At 66.9% G+C, this 23296-nt stretch carries 16 protein-coding genes, 1 pseudogene and 2 CRISPR repeat arrays; of the genes and pseudogenes, 12 read left to right on the forward strand and 5 right to left on the reverse strand.

Annotated elements, in window-relative coordinates:
- Positions 1-532 precede the first annotated feature (532 nt).
- Positions 533-1538 (forward strand): annotated as a pseudogene (locus G4H71_RS15275) (IS481 family transposase).
- On the opposite strand, the gene G4H71_RS15280 reads toward G4H71_RS15275, so the two are convergent.
- The 3 genes from G4H71_RS15280 to G4H71_RS15290 all read right to left on the reverse strand — a co-directional run bounded on the left by G4H71_RS15280 (position 1535) and on the right by G4H71_RS15290 (position 3200).
- Complete coding sequence (locus G4H71_RS15280; protein ID WP_367890092.1) at positions 1535-2149, reverse strand: DUF3558 family protein; 615 nt, start codon at positions 2147-2149, stop codon at positions 1535-1537. The pseudogene G4H71_RS15275 and the gene G4H71_RS15280 overlap by 4 nt on opposite strands.
- A gap of 83 nt (positions 2150-2232) precedes the next feature.
- Positions 2233-2787, reverse strand: a complete 555-nt coding sequence (locus G4H71_RS15285; RefSeq protein ID WP_072739905.1) for a DUF3558 family protein — start codon at positions 2785-2787, stop codon at positions 2233-2235.
- Positions 2784-3200: a hypothetical protein gene (locus G4H71_RS15290; RefSeq protein WP_072739906.1), complete on the reverse strand. Its 417-nt coding sequence runs from the start codon at positions 3198-3200 to the stop codon at positions 2784-2786. The genes G4H71_RS15285 and G4H71_RS15290 overlap by 4 nt, the downstream gene beginning before the upstream one ends.
- A 228-nt stretch (positions 3201-3428) precedes the next feature.
- Positions 3429-4130: direct repeats of the CRISPR family, unit length 36 nt; unit sequence GCCTCAATGAAGGGCAGCTCCCGAAGGAGCTGCGAC.
- 154 nt (positions 4131-4284) lie between these two features.
- On the opposite strand from G4H71_RS15290, the gene G4H71_RS15295 reads away from it, so the two are divergent.
- On the forward strand, positions 4285-5466 hold the full coding sequence (locus G4H71_RS15295) for an ISAs1 family transposase (RefSeq protein ID WP_072740404.1): 1182 nt from the start codon (positions 4285-4287) through the stop codon (positions 5464-5466).
- Between the two features lie 86 nt (positions 5467-5552).
- Positions 5553-6114: a CRISPR direct-repeat array (repeat unit 36 nt; unit sequence GCCTCAATGAAGAGCAGCTCCCGAAGGAGCTGCGAC).
- A 440-nt stretch (positions 6115-6554) separates the two neighbouring features.
- Here G4H71_RS15295 and G4H71_RS15300 read toward each other — a convergent pair.
- Both G4H71_RS15300 and G4H71_RS15305 read right to left on the reverse strand, forming a co-directional pair.
- A complete protein-coding gene (locus G4H71_RS15300; RefSeq protein ID WP_072740361.1) occupies positions 6555-7535 on the reverse strand; it encodes a hypothetical protein in 981 nt (326 codons plus the stop codon).
- Positions 7532-8440 (reverse strand): ribonuclease HI, encoded by a 909-nt coding sequence (locus tag G4H71_RS15305; RefSeq protein ID WP_072740360.1) that lies wholly within the window; start codon positions 8438-8440, stop codon positions 7532-7534. The genes G4H71_RS15300 and G4H71_RS15305 overlap by 4 nt, the downstream gene beginning before the upstream one ends.
- A gap of 181 nt (positions 8441-8621) precedes the next feature.
- Between G4H71_RS15305 and G4H71_RS15310 the strand changes: the two genes are divergently transcribed.
- The 10 genes from G4H71_RS15310 (at position 8622) to cas2 (ending at position 23258) form a co-directional block, all read left to right on the forward strand.
- Positions 8622-10697, forward strand: coding sequence for a hypothetical protein (locus tag G4H71_RS15310; RefSeq protein WP_246442125.1), 2076 nt, complete (start codon positions 8622-8624; stop codon positions 10695-10697).
- Positions 10698-10699: 2 nt separating this feature from the next.
- Complete coding sequence (locus G4H71_RS15315) at positions 10700-12316, forward strand: class I SAM-dependent DNA methyltransferase (protein ID WP_072740358.1); 1617 nt, start codon at positions 10700-10702, stop codon at positions 12314-12316.
- 74 nt (positions 12317-12390) lie between these two features.
- Positions 12391-13578 (forward strand): restriction endonuclease subunit S, encoded by a 1188-nt coding sequence (locus tag G4H71_RS15320; protein ID WP_139183248.1) that lies wholly within the window; start codon positions 12391-12393, stop codon positions 13576-13578.
- Between the two features lie 16 nt (positions 13579-13594).
- The gene (locus G4H71_RS15325; protein ID WP_072740356.1) at positions 13595-14365 is read left to right on the forward strand and encodes a PASTA domain-containing protein; all 771 of its coding nucleotides are present in this window, start codon (positions 13595-13597) and stop codon (positions 14363-14365) included.
- A 456-nt stretch (positions 14366-14821) separates the two neighbouring features.
- On the forward strand, positions 14822-16024 hold the full coding sequence (gene cas7g, locus G4H71_RS15330; RefSeq protein WP_072740355.1) for a type I-G CRISPR-associated RAMP protein Csb1/Cas7g: 1203 nt from the start codon (positions 14822-14824) through the stop codon (positions 16022-16024).
- Complete coding sequence (gene csb2 / locus G4H71_RS15335; protein ID WP_072740354.1) at positions 16021-17580, forward strand: type I-G CRISPR-associated protein Csb2; 1560 nt, start codon at positions 16021-16023, stop codon at positions 17578-17580. The genes cas7g and csb2 overlap by 4 nt, the downstream gene beginning before the upstream one ends.
- Complete coding sequence (gene cas3g, locus G4H71_RS15340; RefSeq protein WP_072740353.1) at positions 17577-20300, forward strand: type I-G CRISPR-associated helicase/endonuclease Cas3g; 2724 nt, start codon at positions 17577-17579, stop codon at positions 20298-20300. The genes csb2 and cas3g overlap by 4 nt, the downstream gene beginning before the upstream one ends.
- Entirely contained in the window at positions 20297-21352 is a 1056-nt protein-coding gene (locus G4H71_RS15345) for a hypothetical protein (protein ID WP_072740352.1), read from the forward strand. Before cas3g ends, G4H71_RS15345 begins: the two co-directional genes overlap by 4 nt.
- Positions 21349-22959, forward strand: coding sequence for a CRISPR-associated endonuclease Cas4/Cas1 (locus G4H71_RS15350; RefSeq protein ID WP_072740351.1), 1611 nt, complete (start codon positions 21349-21351; stop codon positions 22957-22959). The genes G4H71_RS15345 and G4H71_RS15350 overlap by 4 nt, the downstream gene beginning before the upstream one ends.
- The gene (cas2, locus tag G4H71_RS15355) at positions 22956-23258 is read left to right on the forward strand and encodes a CRISPR-associated endonuclease Cas2 (RefSeq protein WP_072740350.1); all 303 of its coding nucleotides are present in this window, start codon (positions 22956-22958) and stop codon (positions 23256-23258) included. Before G4H71_RS15350 ends, cas2 begins: the two co-directional genes overlap by 4 nt.
- Positions 23259-23296: the final 38 nt, after the last annotated feature.

Genomic DNA, 23296 nt, shown 5'->3' on the forward strand with positions numbered 1-23296 from the left:
GCTATGAGGAAGGGTTGGCGCTGGCGTTCCTGTCGACGACGCTTGAAAACGAGGCCATAGCGCCGGTCGAAAACGAGGCCACCCAGGCAGATTGGATGGGTGATCTCTGTGGAGGATTGGGCTCTGATCCGGCGGCTGGTGGCGGACGGTGTTCCGCAGCGTCAGGTCGACGGTGGAGCGGGCGTTGGCCTCAGACCGGCCGCCGAAGTACGAGCGTGCGGCGGTGCCGACATCCTTCACGCCGCAGACGGCGAGGGAGCGCGAGTGGGTCACTGGTTGGTTCCGATCGAGTGGTAGCCGCCGAGGTTCGCGATCCGCGGACGTTGTGTGCACCGTGCTCTCGAAGGTTCGGGGGCGCGGTGTGCAGTATGTCCGCGGATTTGGGGCGCCGTCGGTGTTCGTGCGGGCTAGATGTTGCGGGTCATGACGTTGTAGACACCGGACCACGGTTGGGCCGAACAAGGCGGACGGGTCCTTCGACGGCAGGATGAGAAGTACCACCAACTCGTCCACCCGCCAGAAAGACCCGTCCGTGACCCACAGTAATGCTCCGCTGTCCGTCGAAGGCCGCCGCCGACTCGTCGAACGCTGTCAACACCGCCCGATCGCCCACGTCGCCGCCGAGATGGGCATTTCCCGCGCCTGCGCCAGCAAATGGATCAACCGGTACCGCCAATCCGGCGAGCATGGCCTGCTCGACCGATCCAGCGTCCCGCACCACCAACCGACAGCCACCCCGGACCAGGTCGTGGCCCGAATCGAAGCCTTGCGGCGCGAGAGGAAGTGGTCAGCCCGGCGCATCGCCTTCGAACTCGCTGCCGAGGGCATCAGGATTTCGGTCCGCACCGTCAGCCGTCACCTGGTCCGCCTCGGCCTGAACCGGCGTAGATTCCTCGACCCGACCGGTGCCGACAACCGCACACCGGCGGCCACGATCGTCGCCCGATACCCCGGCCACATGGTGCATGTCGATGTGAAGAAGGTCGGCCGGATTCCCGACGGAGGCGGATGGCGGATGCACGGCCGTGGCAGCGGCCATGCCAAGAAGGTCGACCGGAGCAAGAAGCGCGGCACCCGCACTGGATACGTGTACCTGCACTCGATCGTCGACGGGTTTTCCCGACTCGCTTATACCGAAGCCCTCGCCGACGAGAAAGGCGTCACCGCAGTCGGGTTCATCAACCGGGCGAAGGCGTTCTTCGTCGCCCACGGTATCGCCCGGTTCACCCGGGTCGTCACCGACAACGGCTCCTGCTACCGGTCGGCGGTGTTCGCCCGCACTCTCGCCGGCACCCGGCATCAGTTCATCCGGCCCTACACCCCACGGCACAACGGCAAGGTCGAACGTTACAACCGCATCCTGGCCGAGGAGTTCCTCTACGCCCGCGACTGGACCAGTGAGACCCAACGAGCGGAGGCCCTCGCTGTGTGGAACGTCCACTACAACTACCATCGACCCCATCACTGCCGCCGGGAACCGGCCGCCAGCGACCCTGCTTCACGCCGGTGTCACCAACGTCATGGCCTCATACAGCTAGAGCCGGTCGGGGAGGTGGGGTGCGAGTGCGGTGAGGATGCGTTCGGCTTCGCTGCAGGCCTGTTCGATGGTGGCGACGTATCGGTCGGGGTATCCCGATGTGGGGGAGTAGGTGACGGAGAACTGGAAGACGCCGGGTTCGATGTCCATGGTGGCGAAGCAGTTGGAGCCGACGGTGAAGTCGGCGATGGACACGTCGCGTCCGTTGATCTGGATGCGCTTCTTTTCTTCGAGGCGTTCGTCGGCCACGACGTCCTCGAAGGCTCTTCCCATGGCGGCGAAGGTGGCGCCGTAGCCGGGGTCGATGTGGGCGAAGGTGCACTCGTGTGAGATCGGGTTCTGTCGGTCGGTGCGGTCGTGCTCGAGGTCGAACCCGACCTGTGCGAGTGCGTCGAAGGAGAGGTCGTCGCAGGGGTGGTAGGTGATCGGGATCGGTGCCGCGCTGGTGGTTGTGGTGGTGGGCGAGTCGGTGTCGCTGCCGCAGGCGGTGAGTGTCGTGACGGTGAGGAGGCCGAGTGCGCCGAAGACGGCGAGGGTGCGGGGGTGGGTCACTGGTTGGTTCCGATCGAGTGGTAGCCGCCGAGGTTCGCGATCCGCGGACGTTGTGTGCACCGTGCTCTCGAAGGTTCGAGGGCGCGGTGTGCAGTATGGCCGCGGATTCCGGGGGTAGTACGCGCCGTCGGTGTTCGCGCGGGCTATAGGCGGTCGGGGAGGTGGGGTGCGAGTGCGGTGAGGATGCGTTCGGCTTCACTGCAGGCCTGCTCGATGGTGGTGACGTATCGGTCGGGGTATCCAGATGTGGGGGAGTAGGTGACGGAGAACTGGAAGACGCCGGGTTCGATGTCCATGGTGGCGAAGCAGTTGGAGCCGCCGGTGAATTCGGCGATCGACACGTCGCGTCCGTTGATGGTGGTGCGGTTGTATTCGACGAGTCGTTCGTCGGCGAGGACGCTGTCGAAGGTCATTCCTCTGGCGGAGAAGGTGGCGCCGTAGCCGGGGTCGATGTGGGCGAAGGTGCACCCGTGTGAGATCGGGTTCTGTCGGTCGGTGCGGTCGTGCTCGAGGTCGAACCCGACCTGTGCGAGTGCGTCGAAGGAGAGGTCGTCGCAGGGGTGGTAGGTGATCGGGATCGGTGCCGCGCTGGTGGTTGTGGTGGTGGGCGAGTCGGTATCGGTGCCGCAGGCGGTGAGTGCGGTGACGGTGAGGAGGCCGAGTGCGCCGACGGCGGCGAGGGAGCGCGAGTGGGTCACTGGTTGGTTCCGATCGAGTGGTAGCCGTCGGCGGACTGGGAGTCGGTGGTGAGGTAGGCGTCGAGTACTGCCTGGAGCGAATCGCGGAGATCGGTGGCATACCTGATGTGGGCGCCGAGGTAGCCGACGGCGGAGCTCTCGTCTGCGATTTGGCCGCCGCCGCGGGCTTTGTGCTGGAATTTCTGCACGATCAGCCTCGAGGTCTCGATGTCTGCTTCACCGATTCCGAGGGTCTCGTAGTAGAGCTCGTCGCTCGCTCGGTCCTGTAATCGCTGGAGCTTGCGGATGTAGTCGTCGCAGTAGTTGATGCACTCGCGCATCTTGTCCGGGTCGAGGCTGAGTTGGCCGCTGCCGATGGCTGCGGCGGAAAATTCCTGCCAGCTCCCCGGCGCGGGTGCGTCGCTTGCGCTCATGGTTGTGCTCCCTCCCTGTACGGCTGACGGCCGCTGCACGTCGGCCGAACTCCCCGGCGCGCACCATACCAGCAGGGGCCTGGATCGTTGACTGCGCGAAGGCCTGCAGTCTGGGGCGCCGCATGAACTGAGGCGGGGCGAAGGCCGTTGGTGCCGACGAGGATCGATGCAGCTCCCGAAGGAGCTGCGACCCCCGAACGAGAGGGTCGGCTGGTGTTCGCTGGTCGTGCCTCAATGAAGGGCAGCTCCCGAAGGAGCTGCGACTTCGGTCTCCCTCGTCACCCGCACCGTGTCCGCGAGCGGGCCTCAATGAAGGGCAGCTCCCGAAGGAGCTGCGACTCGAGCAGCTCGTCGGGCCGGTGAAGTGATGGACGAGGCCTCAATGAAGGGCAGCTCCCGAAGGAGCTGCGACCGCCGCCTGGTCGGTCCTCAACGCGAACCCCTACTCGCCTCAATGAAGGGCAGCTCCCGAAGGAGCTACGACTGGGAACATCCGTGCCTGGGATGACCCCGACGGAATCGGGCGCGCCTCAATGAAGGGCAGCTCCCGAAGGAGCTGCGACGCCAGCGGCGACGACGTCACCGCCTCGATCTGCCGGGCCTCAATGAAGGGCAGCTCCCGAAGGAGCTGCGACGGTGGGGAGGTGGGAGGCGATGCCAGAGGGGAGGCCGCCTCAATGAAGGGCAGCTCCCGAAGGAGCTGCGACCGCCAGTCGGCACGAGCACGCTCTGTGCGTCTCAGAAGGCCCCAATGAAGGGCAGCTCCCGAAGGAGCTGCGACTTCTGGCCGATCCATTGTGCGCGGCCTCCAATTCCCGCCTCAATGAAGGGCAGCTCCCGAAGGAGCTGCGACGACGCATACGCCGACGAACTCGAAGCGGCTGGTTTTACCATGCCTCAATGAAGGGCAGCTCCCGAAGGAGCTGCGACCCGGACGGGCAGGGCTCCGTAGTTGTTGAGTAGCGGAGCTGTGGCCTGGTGGTTTGGGTTCGTTGGAGCGTGTGGGGGCGGTGGAGCGGGCATGGGGACAGGGGCCGATCATGGGTGTGTCTTACGCATCCAGATCGTCCACAAGGAGTCACCCATGCCCGCCGGGACAGTGTCCCCGATCGACCCATGCCTTGACCAGCTGACCCGGTTTGTCGGTGGTGTCGTCGACGAGAAGCAGGTGCCGCGGTTGATGACTGCACTCGAAGTGGTGCCCGATCCGCGGGATCGTCGCGGTCGCCGGTACTCGCTGCCCTCGTTGATCGCGATTGCCCTGTGTGCGGTTGCCGCGGGCGCTCGGTCGTATTCGAGTATCGCGGATTGGGCCGTAGCTGCTCCGCGGGAGGTGTTGGTGCGCTTGGGTATCCGGTTCCGTGTGCCGAGCGAGGCCACGATCCGGCAGGTCCTCGGACGGGTCGAGGGGGATGGGTTGGATCTGGTGCTGGGCCGCTACCTGTCCGATGCCGGCGATAATGACAGCGGCGGCGAGCGGGTGGCAGTGGCTGTCGACGGTAAAACTGTCCGCGGTGCACGAGCCGGCGAGGAGTCGGCCCCGCACCTGGTTTCGGCGGTCACCCATACCGGTGGTGTGGTACTCGGGCAGTGCCGCACCGCGGACAAGTCCAACGAGATATCCGCTGTCCGAAGGTTGCTGCGAGGAATCGACCTGGTCGGTGCGGTCGTCACCGTCGATGCCATGCACACGCAGAAGGCCACTGCCCGGTGTCTGCGTGAGCGGTGTCGGGCCGAGTACGTGATGGTTGTCAAGGCGAACCAGCCTGGGCTGCTCGCCCGGATCCGGGAGCTGCCGTGGGAGCAGGTGCCGGTGGTGTGGTCCGACCCGCTCGAACGTGGTCACGGTCGTGAGGAGGCGCGGATCTACAAGATCGTCACCGTCACCCGTGGTCTTCGATTCCCGTACGCGCAGCAGGTGATCGAGATCACTCGCCGTCGCCGCCGGATCGGTGCCGACCGGTGGAGCATCGAGGTTGTGTACGCGATCTGCTCGTTGCCCTGTGAGCAGGCGCCACCGAAGCTGCTCGCGAGGTGGATCCGCGGGCATTGGTCGATCGAGAACAGGGTCCATTGGGTACGGGACGTGACGTTCGACGAAGACCGCTCCACGGTCCGTGCCGGTCACGGACCGCAGGTGATGGCGACGCTGCGGAATACAGCGATCAGCCTTCATCGACGGGCGGGGCAGTCGAATATCGCCCAGGCCTGCCGACGTGTCGCGGTAAACCCGCATCGTGCTGTCGACCTGGTCTTGAGATCCTGAACCCGCAGGTCGCGGCCCTGGGCCTCAACAACTACGGAGCCCTGCCCGGACGGGGCAGCCGCTCGCGTGACCGAGCTGTCTCGTGAGCCTCAATGAAGGGCAGCTCCCGAAGGAGCTGCGACCAACATCGAGTCCGCCGAGACCGCGACCCCCAGGCTCTTCGCGCCTCAATGAAGAGCAGCTCCCGAAGGAGCTGCGACCCCCAGCCGACGCCAACCCCGCGTTCCGGAGGATCCGGCCTCAATGAAGAGCAGCTCCCGAAGGAGCTGCGACACCCACCGGTCAGCGATAGTGCCGCGCCGGATCGCCGTGCCTCAATGAAGAGCAGCTCCCGAAGGAGCTGCGACCATGAAGCCCCGGTGGGATTGCCCGCTGGGGTTTTCGTCGCCTCAATGAAGAGCAGCTCCCGAAGGAGCTGCGACGGTGATCGAGCGCAACGTCGTCGTGAGAACCCATACCCGCCTCAATGAAGAGCAGCTCCCGAAGGAGCTGCGACTCCACCGGGCTGTCGGCGGTGGAGCGCACCTGGGGTCGCAGGCCTCAATGAAGAGCAGCTCCCGAAGGAGCTGCGACCTCGAAGGAGAGAAGTGATCATGGCGAAGGCTGATCCCAGCCTCAATGAAGAGCAGCTCCCGAAGGAGCTGCGACAGCGCCCCAAATTTACCCCCTCTGAACAGCGGCGGAACACCCCTCTCGCGAGCGCTCCGTCTCCGGCCGTCGAAATCCGAGTGCGAGAATGGCGTGGGCGACACGTGCTCGTCTTCTACCTGCGGAAATGGGACGCGAGCGCTCCCCGGGAAATCGTACACCGGTGGAGCGCTCGCGAAACGACTCGGCGACAGGGCTCGGCGACAGACGGTCGTCCGATTGGGGCAGCCGACGGTATCGCGGTGAGGCGCGATCACCCTCGGGCGTGGTCGTCGCCGCGCTCCGGCGTGTGCACGCCGATGCCGACGTGTATCGGCACCGCCGTTCGACCGGGCACGCCCCACGACAGTGACACGCAACCGGAGAGAAGAGCGGGTCGGCGATCAGTGAACACCTGTCGAAGGGCGCCGCGGCCCCTCGCCAGGTTCCTTCCACGGCGGTCACCGAGCCGTCTCGGTGTTCGGTCGGGAGCCCTCGACGAGGCGGGACAGGCGAGGGCTCTGGGCGCGGAGCCAGGCGGCACGCCCGGCGGGGTCGTCGGTGCCGAGTATTCGGCCGATCAGTTCGGCGGAGCGTTTCCCCGGCCGGCGGGATTCGAGCAGCCACATGTGGATACGGTCGCGCCGCTCGTCTGATGCCCGCCACGCGACCTCGGCCGCATACAGCCGGAGTTCGTGAGTTACCGACCCGTGCGCGATCAAGCCAGATACCGCCTCGTCCGGGCAGGACGGGTGCACAGCGATCTCCAGCAACCGTGGGCAGTGCGCACGAGGATGTGGCGATCGCAGATACCGCGTGCTCTCGGCGACGATGAGTCGATCCATGACGTCCGGCGGAATGTCGTTGCGCCGCAGCAGTTGCGCAGCCACGCGTTCGTCGGATGCCGAGGCGAGCAGTGCATCGTGCGAGCACGCCGGATTGCGCAGCGCCTCGGTGCGCACCTGCTCGTTCGGATGGTGCGCGGCGAGCCAGCCGAGCAGAGGCGTGTCCGCGCTCGCGCGTGCGCACGTCATCGCGGCCCGGTGTTCGAGCGTGTACTCGAGGCCGTAACTGATTCCCGGATAGAGGGGCAACTGTTCGAACGTGTAGCAAGGGTGGGAGCCGGACACGAGGCCTTCCAGCGTGATCTGTTCGGCGCGATCGAGATCCTGCAGGACTGCAGTATCCGGCCGGTCGGTCACCTGCCCCACCATCTGATCAATCGAGTTGAGCATGTGCTCTCGGTCCCAACGGCGATCACCGACGGATTCGCGCCACGCGATCGTGCGGACGGTGCGATGGCGTGCGGTGAGCCGGACGAGGTCTCCGGGGCCGTCGACGGCGCCGACGTCCACTCCGGAAACACTGCACCACAGCCCGTCGCGACCGTCGCGGCGTGTGTATCCGAGCGCGTGAAATATCTGTTCCCAGTTGTCGTTCATGCGGCGGCCTGTACGTGGGCTGCACGCAGGGGCGCGACGATGTTGTCCGCCACGGATCGTCGGCTTGCTGCCGGAACCTTGGACTCGTGGTGACGGCGCGCGGCGACAGCAAGTCGGTCCGCGATCTCGTTGAGCTCGTGCCCGGAATGGCCCTTGACCCAGCTGATCCGCACGTCCCGACCACTCATCAGCGCGCGGATCCGTGCCCCCAGCGTGGCCGTCTCGCCGGTGACCCGCCAGCGCGGCTCCCATTCCACGCCGATCGCCTGCATCGCGTCTCGGCTGTCGGTGAGGATGTGGAGTCTACGTCCGGGGAAGTCGGCGACGGCCGCCTCGATGGCGAGTAGTTCCCCGACGGAGATGTGCCGGACACCAGATAGGAACTCCTGCCGGTATCGGCCGTCTGCCGTCGCGTAGGCGATGCCGGCGCCGCGGCGATGCGTTGCCTTGGATGCATCGGTCGCGATGACGAGCTCGGGCAGCTCCGCCAGGGCCTGGGCTCGCTCGATCCGGGCCCGCTCGAGCCGCTCGTGATGCACGGCAGCGGCAACATGGGTGTGCTCGTCGATTCGGTGCATGGCGGTCTCCAGCAGGGCGAGCAGGTTGCCTCTGGTTCCGTGCGCCAGGTGGATGTGGGGAAAGGCGTCGAGAACCATGTCGATGTTGGCGCGCAGTCCGTGGTCGTTGATGTGGAGCATCACCGTGTCGTCGTTCGTCTCGCACAGTGCGAGAGCCATTTCGAAGGCGTCGAGTCCGGCGGCGTAGCGGGCTTCGCAGGAGGCGCCGGGCCGGATGAAGAGCTGGCTGCGGTGTTCGCCGTCGGCAGCGGACCAGGCCAACGCAGCCACCGTGTGGGCGTCATCGGCAAGTCCGGAGACGGTACGGGTGTGGATGACAGCGTGCATCGGAGCCTCCTCGGTTGCGGTATGGCGACGAGCATGGCTTCTGATGATCGTGCAATCACGGAAAGTATCGATAACCCGGGTTATCGAGCAACTAGACGGTACAGTCGGATGGTTGCTGTAGCTTTCTCCCCAGTGTGGTCCCCCCCGACGTTGTCCCCCCGGACCTGAGAGGAGTATGCCGATGACTACCGACACATCCATGGACTCGGCCCTGTTGCTCACTCGCTCGGGGATTGCGGCGCTCGCCGGCGTCCGGCGTCCGGTGGTGACCGTGTGGGCAGATCGTTACCGAATTGGGGGCGATCCGTTCCCGGCGCCGGTGCAGTCCGTGGGTGGCCAGGACCGGTTCGACGGCGCCGAAATCGTCGCATGGCTGACGCGGCGGAGGCTGGGCAACAATGACGCGGTGGCCGAGGATCTCGCCGTGCATGCTGCCCTCGATCACCGCAGCGACCTCGAGCCCGGTGTCGTGTTCGAGGGAATCACCGCACTGCTGTGCCTGAAATGGATGATGGGTGCGCAGCTGGGTGATCTGGACACCGAGGAGCTCCTGGACGAGGCCGACGAGCACGATCCCGACGACGAGATGGTGTATTCGGAGTTGATCGCGCTCGGGCCGGAGCTGCGGACGATGGCCCTCTACGTGGATCGCATCGCCGACGCCGCGTACACGCCACTCGACGCGTTCGAGGTGCTCATGCGGCAGCGAACGCGCTATCCGCACCTGGGTTCGGGTCCGGCGGGCGTAGCCGCCCGTGCATCGGCGATGGTTGCGGCAGTTGCGACTTCGTTGGCCGACCCGGATCACGCAACGTTCGTCGATCCGATTCCCGGAGGCACCGATCTGCTGGTGGCCGTGCGAAGGCGCCTACCGGAGTACGCGAGCCCGGTGGCAGCGGTCGCGAGTGACGGCGGCCCGGTGTCGCGGCTGGCGCGGCGTCGCTTGACCGTGCACGGGTGGACACTACGCCGCGGCGGCGTCGACGACGCGGCAGCCGTGCACGATCGCGCGGTGTTCGTCATGCAGTATCCGGTCTCGTCACGGGCGGCGGATTCGCCGGTGGACGTGCTCACCGAGATCGATGACGTCACCCTGCGGATGGGGGAGCGGCACACCGCGGTGGTGCTGGCGCCGGCCCGGATCCTCGTCGATCCGTTGCGTGATGCCGCCGCCTCGCGGGTTCGTTCGGACATCCTCCGGTCGGACCGGCTGCGGGCGTCGATCCGATTGCCGGAAGGCCTCGTCCCGTCCGCTCCGGGGTTGCCACTGGCGCTGTGGGTGCTGGGCTCCGCAGACGACTCGGTTCCGCCGGCAGAGCGACGGGCAGTGCTGGCCGACATCGGTGACATCGACCTGAACGAGGCGGTCACGTCCGCGATCGTTTCCGACGTGACGGCAGCGATGGGCTCGCCTGCGTCGGTGCGGGCACACTCGTTCCAGTTCGGCGAGCTCGAACGTACCGCCACATTGCTCGCGCAGGATGCACACGGTGCGCTCTCCGGGCGCCGGAAGCGGCCACGCGCGCGGGTCGAAGGTGCCGACATCGCCGTGCGCGCCGGAGTGCTGGTGGACCGTATCAACCGCGCGGCGACATCCACGCGATCGACCGTGACGATGCCGCTCGAGTACCGCAGCGGCGGTGCGGCGAGGATACGCACGGTCGGGGATCTCGTGTCCGAGGGTGTCGTCCGGATGGTGCCCGGCAACCGGATCGATCCCGACGACGTCGTGGCGGACGCAGACCACCGGGTGATCGGGCCGGACGAGGTATTCGGCCGCTGCGCGGTCGGTTCCCGGGGGATCGACCGGCTGACCTTCGCGGCCGACTACCCCCGGGGCCGCTTCACCGTGCAAGGCGACATCGTCGTCTGTGGGGACGCCGATTTCGGGGTGCTCATCGACCACGAGGGTGCGGCCGTCGTGCTTGCGCCAGCGCGGGTGTTGCGGATCGTGGATCCCGATGCCGGGCTCCTTCCGGAGGTGGTGGCCGAGTGCCTACGCGGCGCCAAGACCCGGACTCGGCCCCGGCAGGGTGTACGGACCGGCGCGCGCTGGGGCGGGTGGGAGGTGCCGCAGTTGCGATCCGACCACGCGCAGGCGACCAGGGCGGCGCTCGAGGAATTGGCTCGGCAGCGCAGGGCCGCTGCCGAACTGGTGCGAAATATCGATCTCTTGACGACGACGGTGGTCGACGGACTGGCACGAGGTGTGCTGGTGGTCACCGACGCGTCCACGGAAAGCACGGAGGAAGGCTGAGTATGCCACCGAGGAAGAAGTCCGCGTCGTCGGCGCCGTCGACGATGAAGGAGCTCAAGGACACGCTCTGGAAGGCCGCGGACAAGCTGCGTGGGTCGATGGACGCCTCCCAGTACAAGGACATCATCTTGGGGCTGGTGTTCCTCAAGTACGTGTCGGACGCATTCGAGGAGCGTCGCGCCCAGATCCACGACGAGATGGTTGCGGAGGGCTTGGACGAGGACGCGATCGTCGAACTCGTCGACGTGCCCGACGAGTACGTCGGTGGCAGCGTGTTCTGGGTGCCCGCACCGTCCCGGTGGTCCTATCTCGCCGAGAATGCGAAGGGCATCCAGGAGAGCAGTTCCGCAGATGCGAAGACCATCGGCCAGGTGGTGGACGATGCGATGCGCGAGCTGGTTGCGGCCAATCCGACGCTCGAGGGCATCACCCAGACGTCGTTCAACAGCCCCGCGGTCGACCAGCGTCGGCTGGGCGAGCTGATCGACCTGCTCGGCGATACGCGGTTCACCGGTCACGGGGCGACCAAGGCCCGCGACCTGATGGGTGAGGTGTACGAGTACTTCCTGGAGAAGTTCGCCCGTGCCGAGGGGAAGCGTGGTGGCGAGTTCTACACCCCGCCGGGCGTGGTGCGGGTGCTGGTGGAGGTGCTCGAGCCGTACGGTGGGCGCGTATACGACCCGTGCTGTGGGTCGGGTGGCATGTTCGTGCAGACGGAGAAGTTCATCGAGCGGCACGGCGGTAGCCCCACCGAGGCTGCGGTGTACGGGCAGGAGTCCAATCAGCGGACGTGGCAGATGGCGAAGATGAACCTCGCCATTCACGGCATCACCGCCAATCTCGGTGGCAAGTGGGACGATACGTTTGCCCACGACCGGCACCCGGATCTGCTGGCCGACTACGTGCTGGCGAATCCTCCGTTCAACATCAAGGATTGGGCCCGCCGCGAGGACGACAAGCGCTGGCGCTTCGGCGTTCCGCCGTCCGGCAACGCGAACTATGCGTGGATCCAGCACATCGTGTCGAAGCTGGCCGAGCGTGGCAGTGCCGGCATCGTCATGGCCAACGGCTCGATGTCCTCGAACTCTGGCGGCGAGGGCGAGATCCGGGCCCAGCTGGTCGAGGCCGATCTGGTGTCGTGCGTGGTGGCGTTGCCAACCCAACTGTTCCGCAGCACCGGCATCCCGGTGTGCGTGTGGTTCCTGGCGCGGGACAAGAGCGCCGGGCCGAAGGGGTCGGTCGACCGGCAGGGCCAGGTGTTGTTCATCGACGCCCGCAATCTCGGCTACATGGTCGATCGTGCCGAGCGGGCGCTGTCCGGGGAGGATATCGCGAAGATTGCCGGTGCGTTCCATGCCTGGCGCGGAACGGAATCCGCCGGTGATGCGGTGTACAAGGACGAACCGGGATTCTGCTACTCGGCCTCACTCGCCGAGATCAAAGAGGCCGGCTATGCGTTGACCCCCGGCCGGTACGTCGGTGCCCCGCAGCTCGAGGACGACGGCGAACCCATCGGCGAGAAGATCGAGCGCCTGACGAAGGAACTGTTCGCGCAGTTCGAGGAGTCGGACCGGTTGCAGGCGGTTGTGCGTGAGCAGCTGGGGCGGGTGTTGTCGTGAGTGCTGAAACCAGTACGGGAGGTAGGGGGCCTACGGGGGGAGTGATCGCAGGGAGGTTCGCCTTGAGTGTCGGTATGCCGACCACCTTGAGTCAGCCAACAGGGTTCCGCTGGAGGCCTCTTGGCGAGCTGGCCCGACTAGAGAGTGGACACACGCCGAGTCGCAAGGTCGACGAGTACTGGGACGGTGAGATTCCCTGGATCGGTATCCGAGACGCGACGGCCAACCACGGACGAACGATCGACCACACCTTGCAGAACGTGACGCAGAAGGGGATCGAAAACTCGTCAGCGCGCATCCTGCCAGCTGGCACAGTGTGTCTGTCGCGAACTGCCTCGGTCGGCTACGTCGTCCGAATGGGGGTTCCGATGGCGACAAGTCAGGATTTCGTCAACTGGGTCTGCGGTCCTGGGCTGTCTTCTAGGTACCTTCGGTACCTTCTCGTCGCAGAGCAGGAGAGTGTGCGCAGGTTCTCTTACGGGACCACACATCAAACGATGTATTACCCCGAGGCTAAGGCCCTCCATGTGTGTGTTCCTGAACGTTCTGAGCAGGATGCCATCGCTGAAATCCTCGGCGCCTTCGACGACAAGATCGCCGTCAACCGCAAGGTCGTGGAGACGGCAGCGGAACTTGCAGTTTCGATGCTTGCAGGCGGCAACCGATTCGTCGAACTGGGCGCTGTTGCAAGCTTGAGGAAGGCGACGTGCTCGCCAGCTCTGATGGGTGACATGGCAGTCGCTCATTTCAGTCTGCCCGCATTCGATTCGGGCGAGATGCCAGAGATCTCCAACCCGGTTGAGATCAAGAGTGCGAAGTTCGAGGTGGAAAAGCCGAGCGTGTTGATCTCCAAGCTCAACCCGCGTTTTCCCAGGGTGTGGAATCTCGCGAGGCTTCCCGCCGAGCGTGCGTTCGCCTCGACCGAGTTCCTGGTACTCGAGCCGATGTCGTGTTCCACCTCGGTGCTCTGGGCGCTTCTGCGGTCTCCTGTTCTTTCAGCTCAGCTGCAGTCGCAGGTCGCGGGTACTTCAGGGAGCCATCAGCGAGTGAAGCCAGCGGATGTCATGGCCAGCCAGGTCCCCGATCCTGAGCAGTTCAGTCCGTCGTTGCTCGATACGGTTTCCAGTTTGGGAACGCTGGTTGTTGATCGGCGGGAAGAATCTGCCTCTCTGGTCCGACTCCGCGACACCCTTCTCCCGCGACTGATTGCCGGTGAACTCCGTGTCCGCGATGCGGAGCGGGAAGTCGAATCCGTCCTCTGAATCAACTGGAGCGCATATGAATCTGATCGTTCCCTACCTCCGGGTGGTCGCCGGGTTCTTTGCCGGGATCTGCACGTGGCTCGTCTTCACGACCCTCGCCGAGGGCGATTTCGGTGCAGCGCTCATTCAGCTGCTGTTCGCTGCGGGGCTGTGGTACCTGGCCGTCGGCAAGCTCCTTCGGGACCGGCATGCCCGGGTCAAGGCGGAGAAGGAAGCGATCGCGGCCCGCGCCGATGCGGGACACGCAGCCTTCCTCGCTGGTGACACAGCCGGGTACATGGCGCCACCACCGGAGGTTCCCGAGAAACGGCCGATGCGGAAGGGGTTGGTGGCAGCGAGTGTCGTCGCGGGCGTGTTCGTCCTGGTGGGCATCATCGGGGACGTGACCGGACGGGAGGAGTCAGAGACCGAGCCGAGCGCGACGTCCACCACTGCGCCCGCGACGGTGGCAGCTGCACCGGAGCCGAATCCGCAGGCCTCGGGACCGGCGCAGCAGGGGAGAGCACCGGCGACCAGCAGTGAGCCGTCGCTGACATCCGCGGTGGCACCGATCCCGGCGCTGATGCCCGACGTGATGTGCATGGATTTGCAGGAGGCGCAGAACCTGATCCAGGAAACCGGCGCGTTCTACTCCCGCAGCGAAGATGCGACCGGCCGCGGTCGATCTCAGATCATCGACTCCAACTGGGTGGTCGTCGGCCAGGATCCCCAGCCGGGAGCGCCCATCGGAGAAGGGGACGCGATGTTGTCGGTGGTCAAGGACGGGGAGAGGGGGGACTGCTCGTGAGCTGGTAGCCCTCAATGAAGGCTCGTCCGGGTGGAGGGCGGCGCCGCCCACCCGGACGAGATGCCGACTTGCGTCCGCACGACGCGGCTGCTCTCAGGTCACGCCTCAATGAAGGGCAGCGCACACCCAGCCTAATGGGCGCTGCCTCCCTGACATGCACCCGTGAGGTAGTGCTAGGTGACATGAGATCAGCTAACGGTTGCCACCGTGTCCGAATTCTGCAATTCTGGTACGTGCGTTCCAGGAGTTGTTGCCAGTAGGTCGCTGGCCGGGGCGGTGCCATGCCTCTCAGTGCCCTGCTGTTCCAGGTCGACCGTTCGTGCGGTGTGTTCGCGATGGTGAAGTCCGCACGAACGGTCGGCGGCGAGGTGAAACGCCTTCCTGAATGGGGGCGCGTGCTCGCGATTTCGATGCTCGATCTCCAGTTTTCGCGCTTCATGACACGAAGGATCTCCAATGCCCCAGCTCGACTACCAGACCCTGCTCGCCGCCTGCCGCCCCGGCGGATCGAGTGCCTTGACCTCGGTCACCGACCTGAAGCCCGCGGGTGGCGACCACGCTGCCGTGGCGCCCGCCCGGTTCGTCCTGGGCGACAACTCCGTGTACGCGTACGGCGTCCGCTACATCGACGGGGAGGCGCAGCAGACCGTTGACATCGACGGTAAGTCTTCGCAGGGTAATCGCTTCGAAAAGCCCCTCGCCGATGCGATTGCCGACGGCCACCCGCTGCTGTCCCGGGTGCCGCACGTGGCCGTCACCTACCGGGACGGCACCGAGGTCTACACCGACTTGCAGTTGCCACACCGTCTGTGGGACGGGCACATTCGCGCCGGAACGATCGACGGAGCTCCCGCCACCGACGATCCGCGCTATCGTGCAGCTCGCGATTCGTCCCCGGCCGACGCGAAGGCACTGCTCGAGACGAGCCCCACCAGCCTCGTCTTCGGGTCCTGGGACTCGACCCGCAAGTCGCATCAGGCGCGCTACCGGAGCGTGCTCGTCGGTGAGATCATCGGCGTCCTCGCCGACCAGGGCAAGGAGGCGCGCACTCCCAACCCACGCGGTGGCGCCCGCGTCGACCCGGTGGCAATGAGCGTGCGGCTCACCGGCAAGGAACTTCAGGGCATCGTGGACGCGCAGGCATCGGAGTTGAGCCCCAAGCTGATCGAGAGGGTCGGCAAGACCATCAAGAGCGCAGGCACCAAGGCACAATCGGCGTCCGCACTGGGGCTCGGAGCGATCCCACCGAGCCTGGACCCACTCGGCTCGGTGGCGTGCAAGCGGATCATCCGCACCCACGTCCTCAGCTTCAGTGCCCTGCGCCAGTTGCGTTTCGGAGCCGGCCCCGACGGCGACGCCGCCGCGCGTGCCCTGCTCGCCGCGTACGCCCTCGCCGGCCTGGCCCGCTCGGATTCCGAGCTGAGCCTGCGCGCCAACTGCGATCTGGTCGAGTCCGGCAATCCCACCGTGACGCTCGATGCCCGCTACGGCAAGACCGTCGAGTTCGATCCGATCACCATCGAGACCGCCGACGCACTACTCGAGAAAGCGCTTGCCGAGGCGGAGAAGAAGGCCGACGTCACCTGGGACGGACTGGTGTTGACCGTCACCGGCAACCCGGCGATCCGGGCGGGCGCCGTCGCGGATGCGGACGAATGATGTGGGCCATCGTCGCCCGGTTCCTGCTGGGCACCTACACCGGACACCGCGACGACGGGGCACCGGACCCGTTTCCCGACCCGGCCCGCCTGCACGCCGCGCTCGTCCACGCCGCCTGCCAGGGATCGACAGCTCTCGCCGATTCCGGCGGCAGCCTGCGCCCGTCACCCGAATCGCTCGCGGCGCTGCGCTGGTTCGAGAGCAACCCGCCCACCGGGATTCATCTTCCGGAGTCCGTGCCGATCAACGGCGAGCGGGTCATTGCCTACCGGCACGAGGGCGTCGTCCGGAAGGAAGGCGCGGCGTGGACGGACAAGAAGACGCAGCGTCGCGTCGCCGACGGCTACGCGTTCAACGGTGAGATCGCCTGGGTCTGGGAGCAGGAGCCGCCCGCCGACGTGCGTGACACCCTCGACGCTCTGTGCGCGGACGTCTCCTGCCTCGGTGAGGCCGCCAGCCCGGTGGTCCTCGAGGTCTCGTCCGCCGCGCCGGAACAGACGCTGCGATTGCGGCCGGAGGCATCGCGGTTCGCCGCCGGTGCCACCGCCGTTCGGGTCGCCGAGCCCGGCCGAGTCGACGCCCTTCTCACAGGTCATCAGAAGGCCAACGTCAAGCGCCCGACGACGGCACAGGACAGGCCCGCGAGTTCGGAGCTTCCGGCGCCCCATCCCGTGGTGACCACGGGTTTGGCGTCGGCTCAGTACTTTCCGGCCGATCCGGCTCCGGCCGCGGGGCCGTGGCAGGAGGTGATCCTGCTGCCGGTCGATCTCGACGTCGATTTCCGTGACCGCGTCCTCTGGTGCACCGCGCTGCACCGGGCGCTGGTCTCCCGGATCGGCTTCGGTGCGCCGTCCCTGGTCACCGGCGTGTACGAGCCGGGAGTACCGAGGCCCGCGAACCGGCTGGCGCTGCAGTACCTGCACCGCTCACTCCTCGGTCATCTGAACATCACCAGCGATGCGTTCGCGCTGATGATTCCGGCCGGGGCGGAGCAGGAGGACTACGCCGCGCTCACCGCCGCACTGGCGAACTTCCGCTACCTGCGATCGCCCGCCGGAATGGTGCAGTTCGACGGCACCGTGCACAGCGTCCTCGCCGACGAGTTCTGGCCGGCGCCCGCGCCGCGCACCGTCCGCATGTGGACGACGAACCCGGTGGCGGTAGCGGAGACCCGACCCCAGCGGGACGCGGTGCCGGCATGGACGCTGCAGGATGCGGCGTTGCTGTCGGTGGGTTTCGTGCTGCGCGACCGTTGGCAGCTCGAGCCCGGACGTGGATTGGCGTTCTACCGCAGCGTCGTCGAGCAGGCACGCGAGCGGGGAGTGCGCGTGCAGCAGGTTCGTGCGGTCGCCAAGCGGGACGCCGAGCGGTACGTCCACAAACTCCACCGAAACACGCCGGTCCTGACCTATTCGGCGACATTCGACGTCGGCGAGGCGATTCCCCCGCGGACGCTGTCGGCCGTGGGACAGTCGCGGCACCTCGGCGGCGGGCTCCTCGTGCCCGTCGACCATCCGGAGGACCTTGCGAACGCGCTGCGGGAGGTGCAGGGATGACCGGGCCCGAGGGGATCGTGAAGCCCGCCGATTTCGCGGAGTTCTTCGCCGCGGTCAGCGGGCACCAGCCGTTTGCGTGGCAGATTCGTCTGGTCGACACCGTCCTCTCCGACGGCCGGTGGCCGGACCGGATCGTCGCGCCCACCGGCGCGGGCAAATCCAGCGTCGTCGACGTGCACGTGTTCCTCAACGCGCTGTACGGCGCCGGGACCGGTCCGCGGGTGCCGCGGCGGTTGGCCGTGGTGGTCAACCGCCGCGCTCTCGTCGACAGTCACGCCGACCGGGCCGAGTACCTGGGGAAGCTGCTCTCGGAGACCGAGGACGACAGCGTCCTGGGCGCGGTGCGCAGCGCGCTGGGCTCGCTGCGCGTCGTGGCCCACGAGGGGACGCCGACCGCCGCCGAGATCCTGCCTTTGACGCAGTTGCGGGGCGGCCTGCCGACCGATCGCTCCTGGGTGGACGACCCGAGCGCGTGTGCTGTCCTCTGTGCAACCCCGGACATGTGGGGGAGCAGTCTGCTGTTCCGCGGCTACGGCTCGTCCCGCTATGCGCGCCCCCGCGACGCCGGGATGCTGGCGTACGACTCGGTGATGGTGCTCGACGAGGCCCATCTCAACCGGCAGTTGCTCGTGACGGCGCGCCGGATCGCGGACCTCGAGCGCGACGCGCCGCAGCGTATCGGGGTGCCGGTGTTGCAGGTGGTCGAAACCACCGCCACGCCCGGCGATCCCGGGTCCGGTGTTCGGGAGGTCGGTGTGCTCGCAGGCGACATTGCTCCCGGTGGGGACGGATCGGGTGAGGTGCTCCGGCGACGGCTCACCACGCCCAAGCCGATTCGCTACCTGCCGACGACGTACCCGAAGACGACCGGGCCGTACTGGGACGTGCTGGTCGAACAGGTTCTCGCGCAACACGAGAGGTTCGGCACGGCAAGCGGATCCGGTCGCTCCGTGGCGTGTGTGGTCAACACCGTCAAGGGAGCGGTCGAGATGAGCACGCGTCTGAAGAAGCGGGGGCTGCGGGTGGTCACTCTCGTCGGCCGCATGCGCCGCTACGACGTCGCGCGGTTGCGCGACGAGCACGGCGGGCTGTTCTCGCTGGACGGCGATTCCGACGTCGACGTGCTGGTGGCCACCCAGACGGTCGAGGTCGGCGTCGACGCGGACCTCGCGTCCCTGGTCACCGAACTGGCGCCGGGTGCGGCGCTCGCACAGCGCGCGGGGCGGGTGAACCGGATCGGGAGATCGGCCGACACCGAGGTAGTGGTGGTGTCGACCCATATCGACGCCATGAAGGATTGGCACGGTCCCTACCGGCGTGACGACCTGGAAGCCGCGAAGAAGTGGGTCGACCGCCTGGCCGCGACAGCCGACGGTATCGCCCCGTGGGCTGTGGCGTCCGACCCACCGCCGCCCGAGGCGCCCCGCCGCACCCTGTATCAGCGTCCGGAGTTGTGGGATGCGTGGTCCTGGGCGCGCACCACGGAGGAGGGGGCCGCGCGTGCGGACCTTACGCTGTGGCTCCGTGATTCCCTCGAGCGCGACCGATCGAGTTCCGGGATCGTGGTGCGTTCGCTACCCAGGGATGACGGGGGCGCGCTCGCGCTGCTGCGGGCCGCGCCGCCTGTCGCCGACGAGGTGTTTCCGTGCCAGCGGTGGGAGGCCGAGCATCGGCTCGCGGTGGTGTGGGATGCGGACAAGGGCTATGACGACGATCTCCGTCGTCGTGCGTTCGTCTACCGCGATGGCGAGGTGGACGTCCTGGACAACGACGCAGCCGTCGAGGATGGCGACATCGTCATTCTCGACGACATCCATCCCGTGGCCTATGAGGGTGTCGCGGTGGACGAGCCGGTCGCGAAAGCCAAGGACGTCTACAGCGAGTGCACCGGCGCCGAGGTCATCGTGTGGCGCGGCGACGAGGACCCGAGGAAGTGGGACAAGGATCAGCGGGACCTCGTCGACGCCGCGGAAGCGGACGACCCCCGCGACGTTCTGGTACTCCGTGTTCCCGAGCCCCGGCGGGAGGAGGTGCGGCGCACTGCGCTGGTGGGCCCGCTGGCGCCGGACACCGTTGTCGTGCAGGCATTGTCCTGGGTGGTGATTCCTCGTGGTGCCGCCGCGATCGCAGCCGACGAGGAAGCCCGACAGGAATGGACGGCGTCGCGCGCGCCGGTGCTGTTGGACGACCACAATGCGGCGGTCGCGGATCGAGGTCGCGCACTGGCCACGGTTCTGGGGGTTGCTGAGGACGTCGCCGAGGCACTCGCCTCGGCCGGGTTGCACCACGACGCCGGCAAGGTCGACGTGCGATTCCAGAAGCTGCTCGGGGCGAAGGCGGAGGTGCTGGCCAAGAGTGAGCGGCGGACGGCCCAGTGGCTGGCCTCCGGGAAGGGTGCCAGCGGGCTGCCGGTGGGCTGGCGGCACGAGCAGCTGTCGGTGGTCCTCGCTGCCCCGGCAGTGGGCGATTCGCCGCTCGCGGATCTGGTGCTGCGGCTGGTCGGCACCAGCCACGGTCGTGGCCGGAGCGGCTTCCCGCACACGGCCGAGGAACTGATCGGTGCCGGCGGCCTCCCGGCCCACGCCGTGGAGTTGTTCGACGTCGGCACCTGGGACCGCATTCTCGATGACACTCACCGCCGATGGGGGGTCTGGGGTTCGGCATATCTCGAGGCCCTGCTGCGGGCCGCCGACGGCCAGGTATCGAAGGAGGGGCGATGACGACATTGACCGTGGCCGGTGAGGTCACCAGTGCGCTGACGCATTTCGCGCAGTTCGGGCTCGCGGCGATCGTCGAAGCGGAGTCGGACTGCCGGGTGGCGGTGGGATGGACGGATACAGCCCGTCCGCAGGCGTTCGTGGACTGCCCCGGACTCGATGAGGCGGCGATTGCCCGGATCATCTCCGCGCACGCGGGTCGGCTTGCCGACCCGGATTCGTGGCTGAATGCCACCGTCGATCACGGGGGCCGGGCGGGGACGGCGGCATTCAGCCCCCGGATCAAGCTCGCCGCCTCGCCGCCGGAGTGGCGCGAGCTTCAGCGCACCCGCCAGGAGCATCTCGATGCGTTGTTCGACACCGGCCGCGACGGGGATCTGCGCCTGATCGGCGCACTCGGTGAGCCCGCGTATTGGCGCGAGGCGAACAATGGGGACCTCCGCCCGGATCACGGGGCGAGCCGCTGGGAGATGAAGACCCGCAACAAGGGTGAGGAGTTCGTCGGCAATCGGCTGTTGCCGTTGGCGAAGGTGGTTGCCGCGCGCAGTGTCGATGACGTGCTCGCGGGCATCATCGGGAGCAGTCGGCGCGATGAACTCGGTAAGGACAAGCAGGATTCACGCACCTCCACCGGATTCACGACACCCGGACCGACGGAAAGCGTCCTCGCCTGGTGCGCGCTGTGGGGTATCAGTGCCTTCCCGCTCACCCACCGCGTCACCGACCTGTCGGTGACACCGGGGGCATTTCCCCCCGGCGCGCTGCACACCAGGTACATGTATCTGCCGGTGGCGGTGGGAGGCGTCACCCTCGCACGGCTGCGCTCACTGGTGGTGTCCGAGCAGTTGGCGGTGGTAGGCACCGCCGGCCTGGACGAGGACGCCGAGAACGAGGGCATCACGGCCCTCACCGTAGCGGCAGCGAGCAAGTGGCTCTTCGCTCGCCGCGTCGTGGCCGTGGCCCGGTTCGCCGTGGACAAGAAGGGAAGCGCGAGTGCCCCGGAGCGGCAGGTCCTCAGCGGAGCACTGTTGCCGACGGGAGAGACAGTGACATGAGTAGCGGATTCTCGGCGGACCCGTTGCCGTTGAGCCTGGTGGCGCACACGGTGTTCTGTGAGCGCAGGGCCTGGCTCGAGGCGGTGGGCGAACGCACCGACACCGCGCAGATGGCGGTCGGTGTCGCGTCGCACCGCAGGGCGGATGATCCAGGGAGCAGCCGAGATCGGTCCGTTCGTTCTCTCGACATCGGGCACAAGCGGATGAACCTCGTGGGGCGGTGTGATGTCGTCGATGTGCGTGGCGACGGGAGCCTCGGGATCGTCGAGTACAAGGCCACGCCTGTACGTCGGCGCCCCGAGATCACCGAGGCGATGCGCATCCAATTGGCTCTGCAGCGGTTGTGTCTCGAGGATATGGGGCACGATGTAGCCGAGCAGCAGGTCTATTTCACCGGACACAATGTACATGCCGAGGTCGAACTCGACGATGAAGCATTCGATACGGCAAGGTCTTTCGCAAGGAGGGCACGCGAGATCGTGTCGGCGTCCATCGCTCCGCTTCCTCTGGTCGACGACGCGCGGTGCAGCAGTTGCTCGCACATCAGCGTGTGCCTGCCGGACGAGCGAGCCGAAGGGGAGGTTCAGCGGCGGATCCACGTCGCCGACCCCGACGCACAGACCGTCCATCTCACGACTCAGGGGAGTCGGGCATCGGTGTCCAAAGGGCGGATGGTGGTCAAGGCGCGAGGTGAGGAGATCGCTTCTCTTCCGCTCGAGCGAGTGCAGGGCCTGGTAGTACATGGCAACTGCGATCTCTCGGGTGCGTTGATTCGGCAGATGCTGTGGCGGGATCTCACCATCGTCTGGTGCTCGAGTGTGGGAAGGGTGGTCGGGTGGAGCCGACCGGCAGCATCGGCCAACGGGTTGCCCCGGGTGCGTCAGCATGTGGCGTCGGCTGAGGGACGGCTCGACATTGCGCGGGAGTTCGTTGCATCGAAGGTGGCTAATCAGGCGACACTTCTGCGGCGGAACGCCGATGGGGGACGGGAGACGATCGCGCGGCTGCGGCGGTCTCAGCGTGAAGCGGGTGTTGTCGATTCGCTCGGCCAGCTGTTCGGTGTGGAGGGAGATGCGGCCGCTGCATACTTCCGGGAGTTCCCGCTTCTGCTGTCGCCGTCGCGATCCGGAGAGTTCCGCAGACGGTGGCCGGGGCGAGCCGGTAGGCATGCCCACGATCCCTTGAATGTCGCGCTCAACTACGCGTATGGATTGCTGCTCGGTGAGGTGGTACGCGCGGTGGTGGCGTGTGGTCTCGACCCGCACGCGGGGTTTCTGCACAGCAGTGCGCGCAACAAGCCTGCACTCGCGCTCGATCTGATGGAGGAGTTTCGTGCGCCACTGGCCGATTCGGCGGTGGTGACGGCGATCAACAACGGCGAACTCGTCATCGACGACTTCACCGATGTCCTTGGATCGAGCAGGCTGACCGAACGCGGACGAAAGGTGCTCGTCGCCGGGTTCGAGCGGAGAATCCAGACGAAGTTCACCCACCCGGTGTTCGGCTATCGAGTGTCCTGGCGTCGAGCGATCGAGGTGCAGGCACGAATGGTGTTGGGGTGTGTGGACGGGACCCAGGGCCGGTACGTCGGGATCAAGACGCGATGAGGCGGGACGACACGCGGCGCACGCTGATCGCGTACGACATCCCGGACGACAAGCGCCGGGTGCGACTTGCCAAGCTCCTGTCCAGGTACGGCGATCGCGTGCAGTACAGCGTGTTCGTCGTGGACATCTCGCCGGCTCGGTTGGTTCGTCTCGAACGGGAGATGGATTCGGTCATCGTGCGTTCGGAGGACTCGGTGCTCGTGTGTGATCTCGGCTTGACCGCAACCGTCGAGGACGGCCGATTCAGCTACCTCGGAAGGTCGCGACCGATCACCGACAATTCGTCGATCATCATCTGATTCCGAGGTGTTTCGCGAGCGCTCCGTCGGTGCACGAT

The sequence above is a fragment of the Rhodococcus triatomae genome, from assembly GCF_014217785.1.
GTDB classification, from domain to species: domain Bacteria; phylum Actinomycetota; class Actinomycetes; order Mycobacteriales; family Mycobacteriaceae; genus Rhodococcus_F; species Rhodococcus_F triatomae.